This window comes from Rhodococcus sp. AW25M09 (assembly GCF_000333955.1).
Taxonomy (GTDB): Bacteria; Actinomycetota; Actinomycetes; order Mycobacteriales; family Mycobacteriaceae; genus Rhodococcoides.
Window position 1 is genome coordinate 1 of sequence record NZ_CAPS01000019.1, and the last position, 18,186, is coordinate 18,186.

The 18,186-nt window shown below is 63.6% G+C and carries 21 protein-coding genes and 1 pseudogene; 13 read left to right on the forward strand and 9 right to left on the reverse strand.

The window, feature by feature from the left end; genetic code table 11:
* Positions 1-163: 163 nt before the first annotated feature.
* On the reverse strand, positions 164-844 hold the full coding sequence (locus tag RHODMAR_RS03535) for a thiamine pyrophosphate-dependent enzyme (protein WP_008711345.1): 681 nt from the start codon (positions 842-844) through the stop codon (positions 164-166).
* A gap of 217 nt (positions 845-1,061) precedes the next feature.
* Between RHODMAR_RS03535 and RHODMAR_RS28605 the strand changes: the two genes are divergently transcribed.
* Genes RHODMAR_RS28605 through RHODMAR_RS03555 form a run of 6 tightly spaced genes read left to right on the forward strand, consistent with a single transcriptional unit; the run spans position 1,062 to position 3,151 of the window.
* On the forward strand, positions 1,062-1,202 hold the full coding sequence (locus tag RHODMAR_RS28605) for a hypothetical protein (RefSeq protein WP_198289389.1): 141 nt from the start codon (positions 1,062-1,064) through the stop codon (positions 1,200-1,202).
* Between the two features lies 1 nt (position 1,203).
* Positions 1,204-1,575, forward strand: a complete 372-nt coding sequence (locus RHODMAR_RS03540) for a VOC family protein (protein ID WP_008711347.1) — start codon at positions 1,204-1,206, stop codon at positions 1,573-1,575.
* A 53-nt stretch (positions 1,576-1,628) separates the two neighbouring features.
* On the forward strand, positions 1,629-1,772 hold the full coding sequence (locus RHODMAR_RS28105) for a hypothetical protein (protein WP_157225971.1): 144 nt from the start codon (positions 1,629-1,631) through the stop codon (positions 1,770-1,772).
* Between the two features lies 1 nt (position 1,773).
* Positions 1,774-2,283: a putative immunity protein gene (locus RHODMAR_RS03545; protein ID WP_008711348.1), complete on the forward strand. Its 510-nt coding sequence runs from the start codon at positions 1,774-1,776 to the stop codon at positions 2,281-2,283.
* A gap of 40 nt (positions 2,284-2,323) precedes the next feature.
* The gene (locus RHODMAR_RS03550) at positions 2,324-2,659 is read left to right on the forward strand and encodes a hypothetical protein (protein WP_157225972.1); all 336 of its coding nucleotides are present in this window, start codon (positions 2,324-2,326) and stop codon (positions 2,657-2,659) included.
* A gap of 18 nt (positions 2,660-2,677) precedes the next feature.
* Positions 2,678-3,151 (forward strand): GNAT family N-acetyltransferase, encoded by a 474-nt coding sequence (locus RHODMAR_RS03555; RefSeq protein ID WP_008711351.1) that lies wholly within the window; start codon positions 2,678-2,680, stop codon positions 3,149-3,151.
* Positions 3,152-3,196: 45 nt separating this feature from the next.
* On the opposite strand, the gene RHODMAR_RS03560 is transcribed toward RHODMAR_RS03555, so the two are convergent.
* Together RHODMAR_RS03560 and fumC are read right to left on the reverse strand one after the other, a co-directional pair.
* Positions 3,197-4,042, reverse strand: coding sequence for an alpha/beta fold hydrolase (locus tag RHODMAR_RS03560; RefSeq protein ID WP_008711353.1), 846 nt, complete (start codon positions 4,040-4,042; stop codon positions 3,197-3,199).
* A 33-nt stretch (positions 4,043-4,075) separates the two neighbouring features.
* Positions 4,076-5,530, reverse strand: a complete 1,455-nt coding sequence (gene fumC / locus RHODMAR_RS03565) for a class II fumarate hydratase (protein WP_008711355.1) — start codon at positions 5,528-5,530, stop codon at positions 4,076-4,078.
* Between the two features lie 161 nt (positions 5,531-5,691).
* Here fumC and RHODMAR_RS03570 point away from each other — a divergent pair, with 161 nt between their 5' ends.
* The 3 genes from RHODMAR_RS03570 to RHODMAR_RS03580 are packed head-to-tail and all read left to right on the forward strand — an operon-like array spanning position 5,692 to position 9,166.
* Positions 5,692-6,438: a succinate dehydrogenase cytochrome b subunit gene (locus tag RHODMAR_RS03570; RefSeq protein WP_008711357.1), complete on the forward strand. Its 747-nt coding sequence runs from the start codon at positions 5,692-5,694 to the stop codon at positions 6,436-6,438.
* Positions 6,435-8,420, forward strand: a complete 1,986-nt coding sequence (locus tag RHODMAR_RS03575; protein ID WP_008711358.1) for a fumarate reductase/succinate dehydrogenase flavoprotein subunit — start codon at positions 6,435-6,437, stop codon at positions 8,418-8,420. The genes RHODMAR_RS03570 and RHODMAR_RS03575 overlap by 4 nt, the downstream gene beginning before the upstream one ends.
* The gene (locus RHODMAR_RS03580) at positions 8,417-9,166 is read left to right on the forward strand and encodes a succinate dehydrogenase/fumarate reductase iron-sulfur subunit (protein WP_008711360.1); all 750 of its coding nucleotides are present in this window, start codon (positions 8,417-8,419) and stop codon (positions 9,164-9,166) included. The genes RHODMAR_RS03575 and RHODMAR_RS03580 overlap by 4 nt, the downstream gene beginning before the upstream one ends.
* A gap of 12 nt (positions 9,167-9,178) precedes the next feature.
* On the opposite strand, the gene RHODMAR_RS03585 is transcribed toward RHODMAR_RS03580, so the two are convergent.
* Positions 9,179-10,657, reverse strand: a complete 1,479-nt coding sequence (locus RHODMAR_RS03585; RefSeq protein ID WP_008711362.1) for a DASS family sodium-coupled anion symporter — start codon at positions 10,655-10,657, stop codon at positions 9,179-9,181.
* Between the two features lie 97 nt (positions 10,658-10,754).
* Entirely contained in the window at positions 10,755-11,999 is a 1,245-nt protein-coding gene (locus RHODMAR_RS03590; protein ID WP_051047756.1) for a KasA/KasB family beta-ketoacyl-ACP synthase, read from the reverse strand.
* A 40-nt stretch (positions 12,000-12,039) separates the two neighbouring features.
* Between RHODMAR_RS03590 and RHODMAR_RS03595 the strand changes: the two genes are divergently transcribed.
* The 4 genes from RHODMAR_RS03595 to RHODMAR_RS03610 all read left to right on the forward strand — a co-directional run bounded on the left by RHODMAR_RS03595 (position 12,040) and on the right by RHODMAR_RS03610 (position 14,652).
* Positions 12,040-12,618, forward strand: a complete 579-nt coding sequence (locus RHODMAR_RS03595; RefSeq protein WP_008711366.1) for a TetR family transcriptional regulator — start codon at positions 12,040-12,042, stop codon at positions 12,616-12,618.
* Between the two features lie 91 nt (positions 12,619-12,709).
* On the forward strand, positions 12,710-13,195 hold the full coding sequence (locus tag RHODMAR_RS03600) for a MerR family transcriptional regulator (protein ID WP_008711367.1): 486 nt from the start codon (positions 12,710-12,712) through the stop codon (positions 13,193-13,195).
* On the forward strand, positions 13,176-14,168 hold the full coding sequence (locus RHODMAR_RS03605) for an aldo/keto reductase (RefSeq protein WP_008711369.1): 993 nt from the start codon (positions 13,176-13,178) through the stop codon (positions 14,166-14,168). The genes RHODMAR_RS03600 and RHODMAR_RS03605 overlap by 20 nt, the downstream gene beginning before the upstream one ends.
* A 1-nt stretch (position 14,169) precedes the next feature.
* On the forward strand, positions 14,170-14,652 hold the full coding sequence (locus RHODMAR_RS03610) for a cysteine hydrolase family protein (protein WP_008711370.1): 483 nt from the start codon (positions 14,170-14,172) through the stop codon (positions 14,650-14,652).
* Positions 14,653-14,669: 17 nt separating this feature from the next.
* Here RHODMAR_RS03610 and RHODMAR_RS03615 read toward each other — a convergent pair whose 3' ends face one another.
* The 4 genes and pseudogenes from RHODMAR_RS03615 to dnaB all read right to left on the reverse strand — a co-directional run bounded on the left by RHODMAR_RS03615 (position 14,670) and on the right by dnaB (position 17,625).
* The gene (locus RHODMAR_RS03615; protein WP_008711371.1) at positions 14,670-14,927 is read right to left on the reverse strand and encodes a DUF3297 family protein; all 258 of its coding nucleotides are present in this window, start codon (positions 14,925-14,927) and stop codon (positions 14,670-14,672) included.
* 75 nt (positions 14,928-15,002) lie between these two features.
* Positions 15,003-15,192, reverse strand: a pseudogene (locus RHODMAR_RS27400) (DnaB-like helicase C-terminal domain-containing protein); the annotation flags it as partial.
* A 195-nt stretch (positions 15,193-15,387) separates the two neighbouring features.
* The gene (locus RHODMAR_RS03620) at positions 15,388-16,206 is read right to left on the reverse strand and encodes a DUF3800 domain-containing protein (RefSeq protein ID WP_008711373.1); all 819 of its coding nucleotides are present in this window, start codon (positions 16,204-16,206) and stop codon (positions 15,388-15,390) included.
* A gap of 33 nt (positions 16,207-16,239) precedes the next feature.
* Positions 16,240-17,625 carry a replicative DNA helicase gene (dnaB, locus tag RHODMAR_RS03625; protein WP_332307745.1) on the reverse strand — a complete coding sequence of 462 codons (1,386 nt, stop codon included), beginning with the start codon at positions 17,623-17,625 and terminating at the stop codon, positions 16,240-16,242.
* Positions 17,626-18,186 lie beyond the last annotated feature (561 nt).

The window sequence follows — 18,186 nt, forward strand, 5'->3', positions numbered from 1 at the left end:
CGAATCCCCACGTTGACCACACGCGATCGGATGTCAGGAGTGAGGTGCGGTTCGAGATAGGCAGCGCCGATCTCGGCCAGCACCAGCACGATTCGCTCGTCCTGCGCCAGCAGCTCGGGCACCAGTCGATAGAAATGTTCGCGTTGATCCGTGGTCCCGTTCATCAGCTCCCCTTCTTCTCGACGTGGGCGACGACGACAAGCGGATGGTTGTTGTGTTCGGCTCGAAAGGCCCGACTGAGCGCATCGTGGTCACGGCCATCGACGTCGGAGGTTGCCCACCCCTCCACGGCGAACCGCGATGCGATGCCGCCGGGCCAACCCAGCCCGGCAGAGTCGTTGTCGATCACCACTGCAGTCAGGTTGCCCAAGTTGGATCGCCCGGCGAATTGAATGGCTTCCATGTCGCTTCCCTCGTCGAGCTCGGCATCGCCGATCAGTACGAATACTCGGGCATCGCTCCGCCGGATCTGCAGCGCCACAGCAGTTCCGGCGGCCAGCGCCAAGCCGTGACCGAGCGATCCCGATCCGATGTCGGCGCCGCGCACCAACGTCCGGTCCGGATGACTGCCCAGGTTCGAGTCGTAGCTGCCGAACGATTCGAGCTCGTTGCGCGTCAAGAATCCCCGTGCAGCGAGCACCGCGTAGTACGCCATCGGGCCGTGCCCCTTGGAAAGGTAGAACCGGTCGCGATCGGGGTCCTCGGGATCGGCCACGTCGAGACGAAGTATTTCCGAGTACAGCACCCACAGCACGTCGAGCGTGGAAGTGGCGCTGACGCTGTGCTTCTCGTCGCCGGTCATCAGCGTCATGAGTTGAGGCAACTCGTCGTATGTCATCTGCATGACGCAAGCCTGCAACCTCGAGTGCACTCGAGGTCAAGGGCTTCGAGCTGGCGGGTGGTGCGCTCAGTGTCCACTCTTTCGCCTCCGAGACGCTTTCCCCGATCCTGGAGAAGAATTGCGGACACTCACCGCGCCAGCAGTGCCCAAACCGTTACTATTGCGAATGGTTCCGGTATTTCGTAGGGTGAAGGCGACTCCGACAAGTCAGGACGGCGCGATGGCTTTCAATCCACCCCGAACGTGGTTCGGCGCGAAACGCTACGGCTGGGGAATCAGCCCACACACCTGGGAGGGCTGGCTTCTGCTGGCGGCTCTGGTGATCATCCTCGCCACGCTGGGGGCTACCGTATTCTCGTGACATGTCGCCCACACACCTCGACGTAGCGGGAACATCCCTCGACTGTGCCGAGCCGGCGGAGCTTGCGCGCTTCTACCTCGCACTTCTCGGCGGAGAGTTGTTGTGGGAGAACCCCGAAAGTTCTGGAATTCGGACGCACGCAGGCATGAACATCGTTGCGCAAAAAGTAGCGAACTACATTGCGCCCGTGTGGCCTTCGACGTCGATCGTGCACTTCGACCTGAACGCAGGAGGGAGCCTCGTCGAATCCGTCGCCTACGCAGTCGAATGCGGGGCCACCGAAGCGGCGGAGCAGCCCGACCCCCGGTGGCGAGTACTCCTCGACCCCGCCGGACACCCCTTCTGCATCACTACAGAGGTCTACGACGGATGACGCGGGCAATAGCCTGGGACGGTGTAAGGACGAGCGACGAATTTGTTGATTCGATGAACAGATCGTTCGACCGACGGACACAAGGCCTGTCCACGCTGTGGCTGTATTTGGTCCCCATTGCAAGCGCGTCGGTAGGTGCCCTGACCGGGGCAGTGCTGGGCAGGTTCGGTTTCGTGTTGACGCGCAAGCAGGTCTGAGGTGGCCGAACCGGAGAAAGTAGAACTCAGCCTGGCTGACGTTCAGCGCGTGGCGGCTTTCGCAGCTGCCTGCGCCCGCCGGATTTTGCCAGTGTTCGAGGAACTGCACCAGTCGGATCTCCGTCCACGCTCGGCGATCGACGGGGCCGAGGAGTTCGCTGCGACGGGCGGCCGAACGGCAGCGCTTCGCCAACGTGCCTGGGACGCGCACAAAGCCGCCCGCGAGGTGCCGGCATCAGCGGCGACCGACGCCGCCCTCGCCGCCATGCACGCCGCCGGTGCCGCCTTTCTCCACCCGCTGTACAGCCCGCATCAGGTCAAACACATTCTCGGCTCTGCCGTGCATCTGCTGCTCGCCCAGCCCGAAGCCGTTGCAGAGCAAATCGACTGGATTCACACCCAGGCCGACACAACCGTATGCACGATCCTGCGCCGGTTTCCGGAACCGACCGGCGGGCGCACGCGTTACGGCGCGCTCCTGACCCAACTCGATACCGAATTGCGACGCTGACGCATTGTCCTGATCAAGCGGTGGTGACACCATGGAACTCGTGAAGGCCCGCGAACGCCCCTGGACTCGATACCTGCTCGGTATCTGGCTGACGTGTATCGCGTTCATTGTGATTTCCGATATCGTGTCCGAGCCGTCCATCTGGAACTGGTCCAAGCTGGCATTGTTGGCAGTAGCCGCCCCCTGGCTTTGGCACCGTTCTGGCCGGTCCTCGCAAATTCCCGAGAAGATCGGGCCAGAGACTGTGCCTGCTGCGGACGTCGACGCGGTCGTCGAAGAATCCGGCAGAACCGTCCAGGCCATCCGCTCGCTGAGAGAGATGCATCCAGGCCTTGGCTTGCTCGATGCGAAAAGACTTGTCCAACCTGACAATTGACATTAGAAAGATTTCTCGATGACACAGGCCACCGACACACGTGACATCCGGGATTCCGACGGCTTCGTCGAGGCCGCAACTATGTTGGTCGACTTCCATCGCGAATACGACTACCCGGCACCGGATCCGGATTTCCTTGCACAGCACCTGAGCAGGTTGGTCGAATCCGGCGACACCAGCGTGCTGACATTCGGCACTCCTGCCATCGGTGTCGCAGTTCTACGCTTTCGGACGGGAACGTGGACTGCCGATCTCGAGTCCTATCTCGCCGAGTTCTATATCAAGCCCGGCTTGCGCGGGAAGGGCTATGGGACAACTTTTCTCGATGATGTGATCGACCACGTCAGAACCCGAGGAGCCACCTACCTGGATCTCAACACCTCGGAGGACGACGAAGCGGCCCGGCACGTGTACGAAAAGCGCGGCTTCGACTGCCACGAAGGACATGGCGAGGGACCGATGGCTCTCTACTACGAACTCGATCTCGCTTGACTCGAGTCGAGGCAACTCGCGGCCAATGCGCCCGACAAACGTGCTCTACCGAGAGCTTGGCTGAGATATCGCTGCTCGCAAAACCTTTGCCGTGGCCGCAGCCCCGGACCCAGTCATGATCATGGCCGCGTGGTCGTGACCGTCCAGCCGAGTCGACGGCTCGAATGTGTACTGGCTCAGATACTCCGCGGTGTACATCGGCGCGCTGTCGGCACCCACGCTCCACTGAGCGTAAAGCAGACTGATCGGGGCCCGTACGTCTGCGAAGTTCGAGATTCCGAAGAAGACATCCTCGGCGTCGGAGACCACGGTGTTTCCGTCGAGGCGAACGACACCCTCGTGCAGGTCGTGAGCGGCATAGATGTGCAGTAGTGGATCCGAACGATCGAGCAGCGGGGCACTGCTCGAGACGACGAAGTCCACGTACTCGTCGACAGATGCCCGCGTCTGTCTCGATCTCTCGACCTTGTCGGCGAACACAGCGGACACCGTCTCACGCGTCAACCCGTTCGGGGGAACCGCAGGAACACCGCCGTCGACGAGGGTGAGCGATCGCACTCGATCCGGATACCGTGCCGCCAGTTCGACGGAGACGAAACCGCCCATCGACATTCCGTACACATGAACGCGATCGAGCCCCAGGTGATCGAGTACAGCGACCAGATCCTGCGCATGCTGGGCCATCGACGACGGACCTGCGACGTCTACGCTGTCGCCGCGACCCCGCAGGTCGGGGGCAACGAGAGTCAGATCGGGAGCTCCGGCGTGAAGCCGCGTCCACAGTGCGCGCTGACTGGACACTCCGTGCACCACGAGCACCGGCTCGCTGGTGCCCGATAATTCCTCGACAGCAAGGGTGCCGCCCTGGACCTGCACACGATGAACAGTCACCGATGCACCGTATCCCCGGGCTGAACGATCAGATCAGGTGGTCGTCCCGGTCATCGCTCGTGGATCGACGAGTCGATCGAAGTCCTCCGCGGTCACGACGCGTTGCTCGAGGGCCGCTTCTCGCAGGGTGGTGCCGTCGCGGGATGCCTGCTGAGCCACCAGCGACGCTGCGTCGTAGCCGATGGCCGGAGACAGCGCGGTCACGAGCATGAGGGAACGTTCGACACCCTCGTCGATGCGATCACGGTTCAGCGTGATGCCCTCGATGCAGTACTCGCGGAACAATCGGCACACATCGGTGAGCATCCGAGCCGAGTGCAGCACGTTCTGAATCACGATCGGACGCATGGTGTTCAGCTCGAAGTTTCCCTGTGAGCCGGCAAATGCCACGGCCGTGTCGTCGGCGAGCACCTGAATGCAGACCATCACCACCGACTCGCACTGGGTGGGGTTGACCTTGCCCGGCATGATCGAGCTGCCCGGTTCGTTGGCCGGCAGGATCAGCTCGCCGATTCCGCATCGCGGTCCGGACGCGGCCCAGCGAATGTCGTTGGCGATCTTCATCAGTGGTACCGCGAGTGCCCGCAATCCCGCGGAGGCTGCCACCACCGCGTCGAGTCCGCCGAGAGCCGCGAACTTGTTGGGCGCAGTGACGAACGGGTAGCCGGTGATGTTCGCGAGTTCCGCTGCGACGTCGACGTCGAAGCCATCGGGCGCGTTGAGACCGGTACCCACCGCGGTGCCGCCCAGGGCGATCTCGTGCAGCGCAGGAAGCGTAGCCATCAGGCGAGCGATGCCGTCGTCGAGCTGACGGGCGTAGCCGGACCATTCCTGGCCGACGGTCAGCGGAACAGCGTCCTCCAAGTGGGTGCGCCCGATCTTGACCACATCGGCCCACTGGGTCGCCTTGTCGGCGACGGCTGCGTGGAGTTCACGGACGCTGGGACCGAGCTCATCGGTGACGGCGGCCAACACGGCAAGGTGCATGGCAGTGGGGAACGTGTCGTTGGAGGACTGGCTGCGGTTCACGTCGTCATTGGGATGTATCGGGCTCTTCGAGCCGAGCGTGCCACCGAGGAGCTGAATACACCTGTTGGCCACGACCTCGTTGACGTTCATGTTCGACTGCGTGCCCGAGCCGGTCTGCCAGACGTAGAGCGGGAACTGCTCGTCGAGCGCGCCGCTGGCGACCTCGTCGCAGACCTGCGCCATCAGGTCCGCCTTCCACTGCGGGAGCAATCCGTGCCGGGCGTTCACCAGTGCGGCGGCCTTCTTCACCGAGCCGTAGGCGCGGCAGACCGCCACGGGCATCCGGTCGCCTCCGATAGCGAAGTGCACCAACGAGCGCGCTGTCTCCGCACCCCAGTAGTGGTCGGCAGGGACCTCCACGGACCCCATGGGGTCGGTTTCGGTGCGAGTTCCGTTCTCGTGCAGACCCACCGGTAGATCGAGGACGGTCGGGGCCGCGGGAGCAACAGTGTTGGTCATTGCTCGACCCTGCGTGATGCGGACGGGTCCGCGGCAGAGCCCAAGGGTCGGTATCGACGTGACATAAGGCCCTGTCGGTCACCGCGCCGTGCCCGTTGACTGAGGAGGTCGTCGCTGCCACCCGGGTTGCGTCACCCCCCACATCCCCGGAGGCCCCTGAGATGTCCGCCCCCACCCGCGATACTGCGCAGAGCTCAGCAGCCCGAGAGCACCGCCGGGTGCCCCGGTTGTCCTCGGTGACGGCGAAGTTCGTCATGGCCGCGACCGGCACGGTGTTCGCGCTCTTCGTGGTCGCGCATCTGCTCGGGAACCTCAAGGTCTACCTCGGCGCGGAACACTACGACGACTACGGGCACTGGCTGCGAACTCTCGGTGAACCCCTGCTTCCCTACAGCGGCGTGCTGTGGATCCTGCGGGTGATACTCGCGCTCTGCGTGCTCGGCCACATCGGATGCGGGACCATGCTGTGGTTACGCGCCAGGAAAGCTCGGGGGCCGTTCAAGCGTCGCAATCTCGGCTGGGGCATTCGCACGTTCTCGGCACGCACGATGCCGGTCACCGGCATCGTGCTCGGGCTGTTCATCGTCATTCACATCCTCGACCTGACCACCGGCACCACCCCCGTCGCGAGCTCGGGTTTCGACCCGGGCACCACATCCACCAGCGCAGCCTACGAAAATCTCGTCGCGAGCCTCGACCGTCCCGTCGTCGCCTCGATCTATCTGGTCGCGATGACGGTCCTGGGTCTGCATCTGTTGCACGGATTGTGGAGTGTGGTCAACGATTTCGGTGTCACCGGCCAACGCGGGAGACGAGCCGCGACCATAGTGGGCGGCACGCTGGCCGCGTTGATCTTCGTCGGCAACGCATCGATCCCCGTCGCCGTCCTCACCGGAGTCGTCTCATGACCACGACGCCGCACATGCTCGTACCACCGACAGCACCGTTGACGCTCGATTCCTTACGTAGCCTCGGGGACCCGGTGTCCGGCAACATCCCCGACGGCGATCCCGCAACCGCCTGGGCGCGACGCCAACTCGACCACGATCTCGTCAGTCCGCCCAACCGCAAGAAGTTCACCGTCCTCGTGGTCGGCACCGGTCTCGCCGGGTCGGCCTGCGCCGCCGCCCTCGGCGAGCTGGGTTTCCGGGTGGAAGTGTTCACCTTCCACGATTCCCCCCGTCGCGCGCACAGCGTCGCGGCCCAAGGCGGCATCAACGCAGCCCGCGCGCGAAAGGTCGACGGCGACAGCCTCGAGCGATTCGTCCGCGACACCGTCAAGGGCGGAGACTTCCGAGGCCGCGAAGCAGAGGGCTTCCGGTTGGGCGAGGAGTCGGTCCGAGTCGTCGACCATCTCGACGCGATCGGGGCACCCTTCGCGCGCGAGTACGGCGGCCAGCTCGCCACCCGCTCCTTCGGAGGCGTCCAGGTCTCGCGGACCTACTACACCCGCGGCCAGACGGGCCAACAGCTGCAGGTGGCTGCCTCGCAGGCACTGCACCGGCAGGTCGCCGCGGGAAAGGTCACCGTGCACACCCGACAGGAAATGCTCGACCTGATAATCGCCGACGGCCGAGCGCAGGGCGTGGTCACTCGCGACCTGGTCACCGGAGAGCTCGCCGCCACCACCGGTCATGCGGTGGTACTGGCCACCGGGGGATACGGCACCGTCTACCACCACTCGACGCTGGCTCTGAACAGCAACGCCACCGCCGTGTGGCGCGCGCATCGACACGGCGCGCTGGTTGCCTCGCCGTCGTTCGTGCAGTTTCACCCCACCGCCTTGCCCGTCGACTCACCCTGGCAGTCCAAGACCACACTGATGAGTGAGTCGCTGCGCAACGACGCCCGCATCTGGGTCCCCGCCGAAGCCGGCGACGACCGAAATCCCGCCGCGGTACCCGATGCCGAGCGGGACTACTACCTCGAACGCAAGTACCCGGCCTACGGCAACCTTGCCCCGCGCGACGTGTCCTCTCGGGCCGCACTGGAGCAGATCGACTCCGGTCACGGCGTCGGTCCGCAGCACAACAGCGTCTATCTCGATTTCCGCGACGCGGTCGCGACAGTCGGCCGGAAAGTACTCGAGGAGCGCTACGGCAACATCTTCGACACCTACCGCAACGCCACCGGTGACGACCCACTGGACACCCCGATGCGGATCGCTCCCGCGGCCCACTTCGTCATGGGCGGGCTGTGGGCCGACTACGACCTGATGACGTCGATCCGTGGGCTCTTCGTCGGCGGCGAGGCGGGCTGGGGCTACCACGGTGCCAACCGTCTCGGCGCGAACTCCTTGCTCTCGGCATCGGTGGACGGCTGGTTCACCCTGCCCCGTTCGGTCCCGAGTTACCTTGCGCCACTGTTGGGTACGGATCTACTGCCGCAGGACGATCCGGCCGTCACTGCCGCGCTCGGGAGGGTGCGCACCCGCACCGACGCACTTCTCGCGGTCGACGGTACCCAGAGCGCCAGCCACTTTCACCGTGAGCTCGGCGAGATCCTGTACCGAGGCTGTGGGGTGAGCCGTTCCGCGGAAGGACTCACCACCGCCATCGGCGAGATCCGAGCGTTGCGGGCCCAATTCTGGGAAGACCTGCGGATCGTCGGAGACGGCAACGAGCTCAATCAGGAACTCGAGCACGCCGGACGGGTGGCCGACTTCCTCGAGCTCGGCGAGCTCATGTGCGTCGATGCCTTGGACCGAGATGAGTCCTGTGGCGCGCACTTTCGCGTCGAACATCAGAGCGCCACTGGGGAAGCGGTGCGCGACGACGAGCACTGGGCGTTCGCGTCGGCGTGGGAGACCCGCGACGACGGACATCACGTCCGACACGCAGAACCACTGACCTACACAGCCGTGCCACTACAGACGAGGGATTACCGATGAAACTCACGCTCGAAATCTGGCGCCAAGCCGACGCTGCCGCGGTCGGTGGGTTCGAGACGTACGTCGTCGCCGATGCCATGCCGGGCATGTCGCTCCTGGAACTACTCGACCGGCTCAACGAGAGCCTGATCGAGGACGGCACCGATCCGGTGGTCTTCGACTCCGACTGCCGCGAGGGCATCTGCGGCTCCTGTGGCATCACGGTCGACGGACGCCCGCACGGACCGGAGGCCAATACCCCCAGCTGCCGCCAGCACCTGCGCAGCTTCGCCGATGGCGCGCGAATCACACTGGAGCCGTTGCGTTCCGGCGCGTTTCCCGTGGTGCGCGATTTGGTGGTCGACCGCTCTGCCCTGGACCGACTGATCGAGGCCGGTGGATTCATCTCGGTCGCCGCGGGTACTGCCCCGGATGCAGACTCGCGGCCGGTTCCGCACGCCACCGCCGAAGCAGCTCTGGAGTTCGGTGGCTGCATCGGCTGCGGTGCATGCGTAGCCGCCTGCCCCAACGGCGCGGCTCATCTGTTCGTCGGCTCCAAGCTCGCGCATCTGTCGTTGATGGTCCAGGGCAAGACCGAACGGGGAACGCGAGCGCTGGCGATGACCGATTCGATGGATGCCGAGTTCGGTCCCTGCTCGACCTTCGGTGAATGCGCCACCGTCTGCCCCGCTGATATACCGCTCACCGCGATCGCTGCGGTTCCCAAGGAAACCATCAGAGCCCGGTGGCGAGGGCGCCCGGACTGAGCGCCCTGCCGCTCACCAGATTCCGAGCAGCTTCATCCACGCTCCACCGATAACGGTCCAGATCGCGATGAGCACCACGCTCATGATGAAGCCGATGCGGAACCATTCCGAGGTCTTGACGAAGCCGGAGCCGAAGATGACCCCGGCCGGGCCGGACGAGTAGTGCGCAAGACCCCCGAACAGGTTTCCGATGAATCCGAGGACCAGAGCTGCGAAGAGCGGGGGAGCGCCCGCAGCCAGCGCTGCGGCGAGGAAGACCGCATACATGGCGACAATCTGTGCCGTGTTCGAGGCGAACAGGTAGTGGGCGTAGAAGTAGACGACGGTGAGTATCGCGAAAGCGAGTAACCACGGCAGGCCGGCGACGCCTCCCGAGACCTTGTCTCCGACCCAGCCGATGACCCCGTAGGCCTGTAGCTGGGACGCCATTCCGACGAGCACAGCGAAGAACACCAGTGTCTGCCAGGCACCGGTGTCGGTGACCAGGTTCTTCCACGTGAGCACCTTGGTAACGAGGAGCACGGCGACACCGGCAAAGGCCACCGAGGTGGCGTTGATACCGAGTTGTGAACCAGCACACCACAGTACGAGCAAGCCGCCGAATGTCGCGGCCATGATCTTTTCCGGACGTGAGGTCGAACCGGACGCGGCGAGCCGTTCCCTGGCGTGCTTCGGTGCCTCCGGAGTCGTCTTCACCGTCGGTGGGTAGATCTTGGACATCACCCATGGCACGGCAACGATGCTCGCGATACCGGGCACGCTCGCAGCAATCGCCCAGCGGGCCCAGGAAATATCAACGCCCAACTCGGCCGCGGCGGCCACCGCCAACGGGTTACCTGCCATCGCGGTCACGAACATCGCCGAGGTCACGACGTTGACCTGCAGCGAGGTGAGCAGAAGAAACGCGCCGAGCCGTTTGCGTGACTCGTCGGGCTCGGGCCGTGAATTTTCGAGCTTGCTCAGTGAGGCGATGATCGGATAGATGACCCCGCCGGCTCGGGCAGTGTTGGACGGCGTCGCCGGGGCAAGAACGAGATCGGTGAGGGCCATTCCGTAGGAGAGCCCTAGACTCGTGCGTCCCAGCCTGGCCACGAAGTGCAACGCGATGCGTTCACCGAGGCCGGTGACGAGAAAGCCTTCCGCGATGAAGAATGCCGCAACGATCAGCCAGATGGTGGAGTTGCTGAAGCCGGCGAGAGCGTCAGCAGGCTCTTGTGTGCGCGTGATCATGGCGACGGCCAGGCCGATCAGAGCAACCGAGCCGGTCGGTAGAGGCTGCAAGATGAGCCCGGCGATGGTGCCCACGAAGATCCCGAGCATCGCCATACCGTGCGGATCGATTCCATCCGGTGTTGGGAGCAGGAATCCCGATACGGCCAGCAGTATGGGGATACCGGCCTTCCACAGGAGCGGGGACACGTGCTTGTGAGGCGGTGGGACGGGCGGCGGCGTGGAGATCGGTTCGGCGGCCGGTGCCGGGGTCTGAGTCATGCGTCAAGCCTGTCGGCACGGCCAGGTCGACGACAGGGCACAAGGTCCCTCGCCCTCGCCCGAGATGTCACTTCGGGCCTACGTCTGCACGGTGGTATCAGTACCGTCCCAGCGCCAACGCCACGTTGTGCCCGCCGAATCCGATCGACGTGCTCAGTGCGTAGTCGATCTTCTGATGCCGCCGAGAACTGACGATGTCGAGATCGATTGCCGGGTCTTGGTTGTCGAGGTTCAGAGTTGGCGGCACTACCGATTCACGGATCGACAGCATCGTCAGAATGGCCTCGAACGCCCCGACTGCACCGATGGAATGTCCGAGCGCGGACTTGGGTGCGTAGACGCTGGCGTGTCCGACGGTAGCGGCAATAGCCCTGGCCTCCGACAGGTCACCTATCGGTGTCGCCGTGGCATGAGCGTTGACGTGATCGATATTCTGCGCGCTCAAACCTGCAGTACCGATTGCCTTTTCCATCGCCTTGCGAATCCCTCGGCCCTCGGGGTCCGGTGCCACGATGTGAAACCCGTCCGAGGTGATGCCTGCGCCTAGCAAGCGACCGTGGATCTTCGCACCGCGAGCTGCGGCATGTCGCTCCGACTCGATGATCAGCAGCGCTCCCGCCTCACCGAACACGAAGCCGTCGCGATCACGATCGAACGGCCTCGACGCGCGAGTCGGTTCGTCGTTGCGGGTGCTCATGGCGCGCATCATCGAGAAGCTGGCAATGGGCACGGCATCGATGTGACCCTCGACGCCCCCGGCGATCACGACATCAGCCTCACCCGTGACGATCAACCGCCACGCGTGAGCGAGTGCCTCCGAGCCCGACGAACACGCCGACACCGGGGTGAACACCCCTGCCCGAGCCCCCACCTCCAGACCGATATGAGCCGCAGGCCCATTCGGCATCACCATCGGCACCGACATCGGCGACACCTTGCGGTATCCGCCGGCCCGCATCGCATCGACGGCCCCGATCAGCGCATCGCCGCCGCCCAATCCGGTACCCACTGCGACGGCGAGTCGATCCGCGTCCATGCCGTGCAGACCCGACCCACTCCACAGCCGTCGCACGAGCACCACCGCCAGCTGCTCGACGAAGGAAAGTCTCCGCCTCTCCACGCGGGTCAGATGATCTGCGAGTGCCATCTGCAGGACCCCTCCGATGCGAACCGGCAGGTCGTAGTCCGACACGAACGTCCTCGCGAGAGGTCCGATTCCGCTACGACCGTCGAGGAGGCGCTGCCAGGTCGTGTCGGCATCGTCGGCCAGGGCCGTCGTGGCGACGTACCCGGTGACGACCGCGTTGTGACGTCTAGTTTCTGTAGCGATCGATTCACTCATAGTGTCCATGAGTACATGTAGCGACCGGTACAGTCAACCCATGGCTCGCCCACTCGATCATGACAAGCGCGTCGAACTGCTCGGCCGTGTTGTCGAGTACATCGGCACCCACGGCCTCGACGATCTGACTCTTCGCCCGCTCGCTGCCGAGCTCGGCACCAGCTCTCGAATGTTGATCTACTACTTCGACTCCCGAGAGAACCTGATCGTGCAGGCGTTGATCAGTCAACGACCGGCGTTCGGCGAGATGTTCGGCGATGTGGCCGATTCCGAGCACCTCGAGCGGAGACTGGTCGAGCTGTGGAACTCGATGACCGGCGGTAGCGATACAACCAGCTCACGAATACTGATGCAGGTCATCGGAATTGCGTCCATCAAGTCCGGCGTTCTCGCAGACTTTGCACGCGACAACGTACGTGCCCTCACCGACGCCTTGGCCGACGCGATGTCGCGCTGCGGCATGGATTCGGCAACCGCCTCTGTTCATGCGACCGCACTGGGCGCGGGATTCAGAGGGCTACTACTCGATCGCTTCACAACGGCAGACTCCGAGCGCACCGACGACGCCGCCGTCATGCTGTTTCGCGCTGCAGCGCAGCGCTGTTCGACGGGAGGTTGAGCAGGATACTTTCCACGGCAGCGGACAGAGCAGAGCACGGCCAGAATTTCGGCTTGCGTTGGAGTGCACTCGAAGACGTAGCGTCTGGTCCATGACCGCAACACCGCATTCGCCGGCCGCGACCGACACCGAGGACGCGAGTATCGGAATTGCCGAGATGGCCGAGTCCTCGGGGCTGACGCAGGACACGCTGCGTTGGTACGAGAGGGAGGGACTGATACCGGAGATTCCTCGCACGGCGATGGGTAGGCGGGCGTTCAGCCCGAGACTGGTCGCACTCGTGAAACTTCTGGTTCGTCTTCGATCGACCGGGATGCCCACGGCCGATATGCGTCGATTCGTGATTCTGGTGAATCTGGGCGCGTCCACACATCAGGAACGGATCGACATTCTGAGCGCGCACCGGCTACGCGTCGACGAGAAGCAACGTCGTCTCGCCGAAGCGCGGTCTGCTCTGGAAACGAAAATCTCGCACTACGAGGACCTGATCGCACAGGGTCTCGACTGCGATGGTCTCGCGGTCGTCCCCCCATCAGCCAACGAGCACAGGAGCATTCATGTCGATTTCCACTCGTAACGTCCCGGCACTCGATCGCAGAGTAGGCGCCATCGGCCTCGGCTGCATGGGCATCAGCTGGGCATACACCGGTGCCGATACCTCCTCGGACACTGCGGGGGCACCCATCCTGGCCCACGCACTCGCCTCGGGAATCGACTTCTTCGACACCAGCGACGCCTACGCCGCCGGACACAACGAGAGGGTCGTCGGCCGCGCTCTGGCCGGGACGGATGCCGTGATCGCCACGAAAGCCGGCTTGATCGGGAACGCCGACGGCGGTGCGCCTGTTCTGACGCGAAACGGTACGCCGGAACACCTCACGCGGGCCTGCGACTCGAGCCTGCGGAACCTCGGTGTGGACACCATCGATCTGTACTACCTCCACCGCGTCGACGACCAGGTACCGATCGAGGACTCCTGGGGAGCCCTGTCCGAATTGGTGGCGGCGGGCAAGGTGCGCGCCCTGGGACTCAGCGAGGTCACCGTCGAGCAAGCGCGGGCGGCCCAGAGTATTCATCCGGTCTCTGCGGTGCAGTCCGAACTATCCCTGTGGACGCGAAACGCGTTGGGGCAGGGCACTACACACGACGGTGAACCCGTCGGAAACATCGTCGAGTGGACGGGTGAGAACGACGCGGTGTTCGTGCCGTTCTCGCCTCTGGGTCGAGGATTCCTCACCGGTTCGCTCGACACCTCCACACTTCCGGCCACCGACATGCGGTTGGCGCTTCCCCGATTCTCCGGAGCTGCGGCCGAACAGAACCGATCGATCGTCGAGGTGGTGTCCGCGGTTGCATCGAGGCACGATTCCACCCCTGCCGCCGTGGCATTGGCGTGGGTCCTCGCCCAAGGTCCCCATGTGATTCCCATTCCCGGCACCACCAACATCGGGCACTTCGACGCCAACCTACTGGCACTCGAGCTTCAGCTCACCGCCGAGGATCTCACTGCGCTCGACGATGCGCCCGCCGCAGTCGGAACACGATACTGACATGCCGCGAACGGCACTGTTGGAGATCGACTTTCAGCCCTGGATCATCGAGCTCGGGCATGACCCCGGCGCACTGGCTAGCGCCGGATCGGTTCGTGAATCTCAGCGCTCCGCCGGAGCTCTGGTGGTGTGTACTCGCTATCTCAGCCGCGATGCGGCCGATCCACTGCGTTCCGACCCGGCCGGTGCCGGTGCCCGCTTCCACCCGTCGATGGCACCTCTGCCAGGAGACCTCATCGCAACGAAGTTCGACCGCGACATATGGTCCAACCCCGATCTGGACCCCCAATTGAGACTCGTCGGGGTGGAGCACTTGACAATCACCGGCTACCTCACGGATTTCGGCGTTCGAATTGCCGCGGAACGCGCAGGCTCATTGGGCTATCGCGTCACGGTGCACTCCGCCGCTTGCGCGGGATCGACCGAGGACGAGCATCAGCGAGCCCTCGAATCGATGGTGGCGGCCGGTGCCACTGTCGAATAGGCCCCGGGTGAAGTCCGCTATTGTGCGTCGCGGAAGTACGGTTCGACCGTGCCCTTGAGCTTGACGAGCATGGGATTTCCGTAGCGATCCTTGGCGGTAGGGACTTCTACACGCACCCAACCCTCGGTCACGTTGTATTCGCGAATACTGGTCTTCTCGACGCCGTTGAAGCGAATACCCACGTCCCGGCGAAGAACCTCTTCGCTGTAGAAGGCGCTGCGCGGATCGATCGAGAGGTGATTCGGTGGAACGTCTGCGTTCTGGTCCTCTGGCATGGATTTCTTTCGTCGAATGCTGCGTCAGGTGCTCGGTTGATTCACAGAGAGAATACGCGACCCAGCGCTGTCACCTCAGCCCCGCGCCATGTCCACGAATCTGGACAGGTGAAGCTGTTGCGCCACAGTGATTGTCGCGCTCGAGTGCGTCGGGGCGGTGCAGCAGAATCACCATGTCGGCGTCCTGCTCCAGTGAACCGGACTCACGGAGGTCGGACACGATCGGCTTTTTGTCGGTTCGCTGCTCCGGACCACGGTTGAGCTGACGCGAGAAGATCGAGCGGTAAGCCTTGCATGTCGCAGACGTAGCACGTTGAACTGCACCCCGGGGTCGGGTGCTCCTGCGTCTTCACTGCTTGACTATGTTGGCCCCGGCATGGTGTCCTGAACATGCTAGCTGAGCCGGCCGCATGGCCGAGGTAGGTTAGCCGTCAAGGGGCCTCCGCAAGGAGGCCCCTCTTCATTTCGGCGGAAACAAGTAGATTCCGTCGCCTCGCTGCGAAACCTTGTCGACATGAATCGGCGCAAGTAGGTCCCACATCTCGTCGTTGCAGATCTTCGCCGTTCGCCCGTTGCGGGGGAGAACTTTCACGGAAGCAGCGTAGGCAACCAGGTCCGCAAGCTGTATGAAGTAGGACTGCTGCGAATCTCTGGGTACAGAATCCTCGACGATGTGGCGCGCATTGACCCGGTCGCCTACTGCGGACCAAGTAATGCGCCGAAACCGGCGAACCAGCTTTCGCACCTCGTCGTTCTGACCGATGTCGTGGACGATCACTATCGGAACGCCGCTCGCATCACTGCGCTTACGTAGTCGTTCCAGTAGATACGTCCACGATCTATCGAAGACGTCGAGATCACGCTTCTGCACGAGGTCCTTACGAATCGAGATTGCGAAGACTCCGGATGACACGGTGACCAGGGATTTCAGATGCCGCTGGTACAGGTCGCGCATTTGCCCATCGCCCAGGCCGAGATCGCGGTAGACCTTCTTCACTCCGACGATATGGTTCGCCTTCGCTTCCTGTCTCATCGGAATTCGGTACAGGTCGCGCACGGCCCGTCGCATTTCGATGACGTGGTCCAGCCTTGTCGTCCAATCGTCGGCTGGAATCAAGACACATCCGAGTGTGAACGTCGCTGAACCGCCAGCGCCCATGCCGGTATCACCGGACTCGTCGATGTACGCGAACTCCAAGCGCGGCCCGACAACCTGATCCGGAAGTGGCGTCAAGGCAGTCGAATCGGGGTCGGACAAACCGCAACGACCGGAGTCCACACATGAGCACGCTCAGCCCACGGGAACATCGCCCTAGCCTCGCGCCATGTCCACGAATCTCGACAAGTGCAATTGGTGCGCCACCGTGATCGTCGCGGTCGGGCCGTTACGGTGCTTGCCGAGAATCAGGTCGGCCTCACCGCCGCGGGGATCGTCGCGCTCGATGGCGTCGGGGCGATGCAGCAGAATCACCATGTCGGCGTCCTGCTCCAATGATCCGGACTCACGAAGGTCGGAGACCATCGGCTTCTTGTCGGTTCGCTGCTCAGGGCCACGGTTGAGCTGGCACACCGCGACCACCGGGCATTCGAGTTCCTTGGCCAGAAGCTTGAGCTGACGCGAGAAGTCCGAGACTTCCTGCTGCCGCGATTCGACCTTCTTGCCGGACGACATCAGCTGAAGGTAGTCCACCACAATGAGCTTCAACCCGTTGCGCTGCTTGAGTCGCCGGGCCTTGGCGCGAATCTCCATCATCGTCAGGTTCGGAGAATCGTCGACGAACAACGGCGCTTCGCTGATCTCGCTCATTCGACGAGCCAGCTTGGTCCAGTCGTCGTCGGTCATCTTTCCCGAACGCATGTCACCGAGCTTGATCTTCGCCTCGGCGGACAGCAGTCGCATGACGATCTCGGTGCGACTCATTTCCAGAGAGAAAATGACACTGGGCATACCATGCTTGATGGAGCACGAGCGCATAAAATCCATACTTAGGGTCGACTTACCCACGCCAGGTCTAGCCGCCACGATGATCATCTGACCAGGGTGAAGACCGTTGGTGATCTCGTCCAGTTCGGCGAATCCTGTCGGCACACCGAGGGAAATTCCGCCGCGACTGGCGATGGAGTCGATCTCGTCCATCGTGGGCTGCAGCAGCTCTTCGAGGGGAAGGAAGTCCTCGGAGGTGCGGCGCTCGGTGACCTCGTACACCTCGGCCTGCGCGCGGTCCACGACCTCGGCGACGTCCTGGCCGTCGGCTCCGGCGTAACCGAACTGGACGATGCGGGTGCCGGCCTGCACGAGTCGACGCAGAATCGACTTCTCGGCAACGATCTCGGCGTAGTACCCGGCATTGGCCGCAGTCGGAGTCGTCTGGGTCAGCGTGATCAAGTACGGCGGCCCGCCGATCCGCTTGAGCTCCCCGCGTCGATCCAACTCGGCCGATACGGTCACCGGGTCGGCCGGCTCACCGCGACTGTAGAGATCCAGAATCGCGTCGTACACGTTCTGGTGGGCGGGCCGATAGAAGTCGCCCGGGCGAAGCACCTCGAGCACGTCGGCGATGGCGTCCTTGCTCAGAAGCATGCCGCCCAACACGGACTGCTCTGCGGCCATGTCCTGCGGGGGCTGGCGACCGAAATCCTCACCGGGGCCCTCGCTGGAAGGAGAGCCGGAGTAGTCGGACTGTCCTCGATCGTCCACAACTGCCACGCGAACCGGCCGTCCTCTCCCCATCGTCATGAGCACGGCCGAATACCACCCAGCCGTGCGGTGTAGCAAGTTCTACCCCCGGGCACCGACAGGTTCTGTTCGGCACCGGATTCGTACTCTCCATCGCCGCTGAACGGCATCGAAAGAGACGCTGCACGGACGGTAAGCGCTATCGGCAGGAGTCACAACACTGCCTGTGCATGGATCTGTGGACCAAATGTGTATGGGCTTGAACAACTGTGTTGACCACCTGTGGACAACCTGGGTATAACTTTCGGAGTTTCGACCATTCAGCCAGCTCGAAGGGTGTACATAAAGTTTTCTTCCTGTGCATTGATTCTGGATCGGCGTGTCGGCCGAATTGACAGCTCGGGCGTGTTGAGTAAATGCCAAGTGAATTCCAAGGTGTCGTGCGTCACAGCGACTGGGATGGGTCACAGAAACAGACCACCTCGTCGTTTCGGCTGGGGGCCACGATCCGAAGCCTTGGAATCGGGCCCCTCGTTGCGGCTGCTCGAACGTCGGGCTCCACTGCCGCGGGACAGTCCGCTC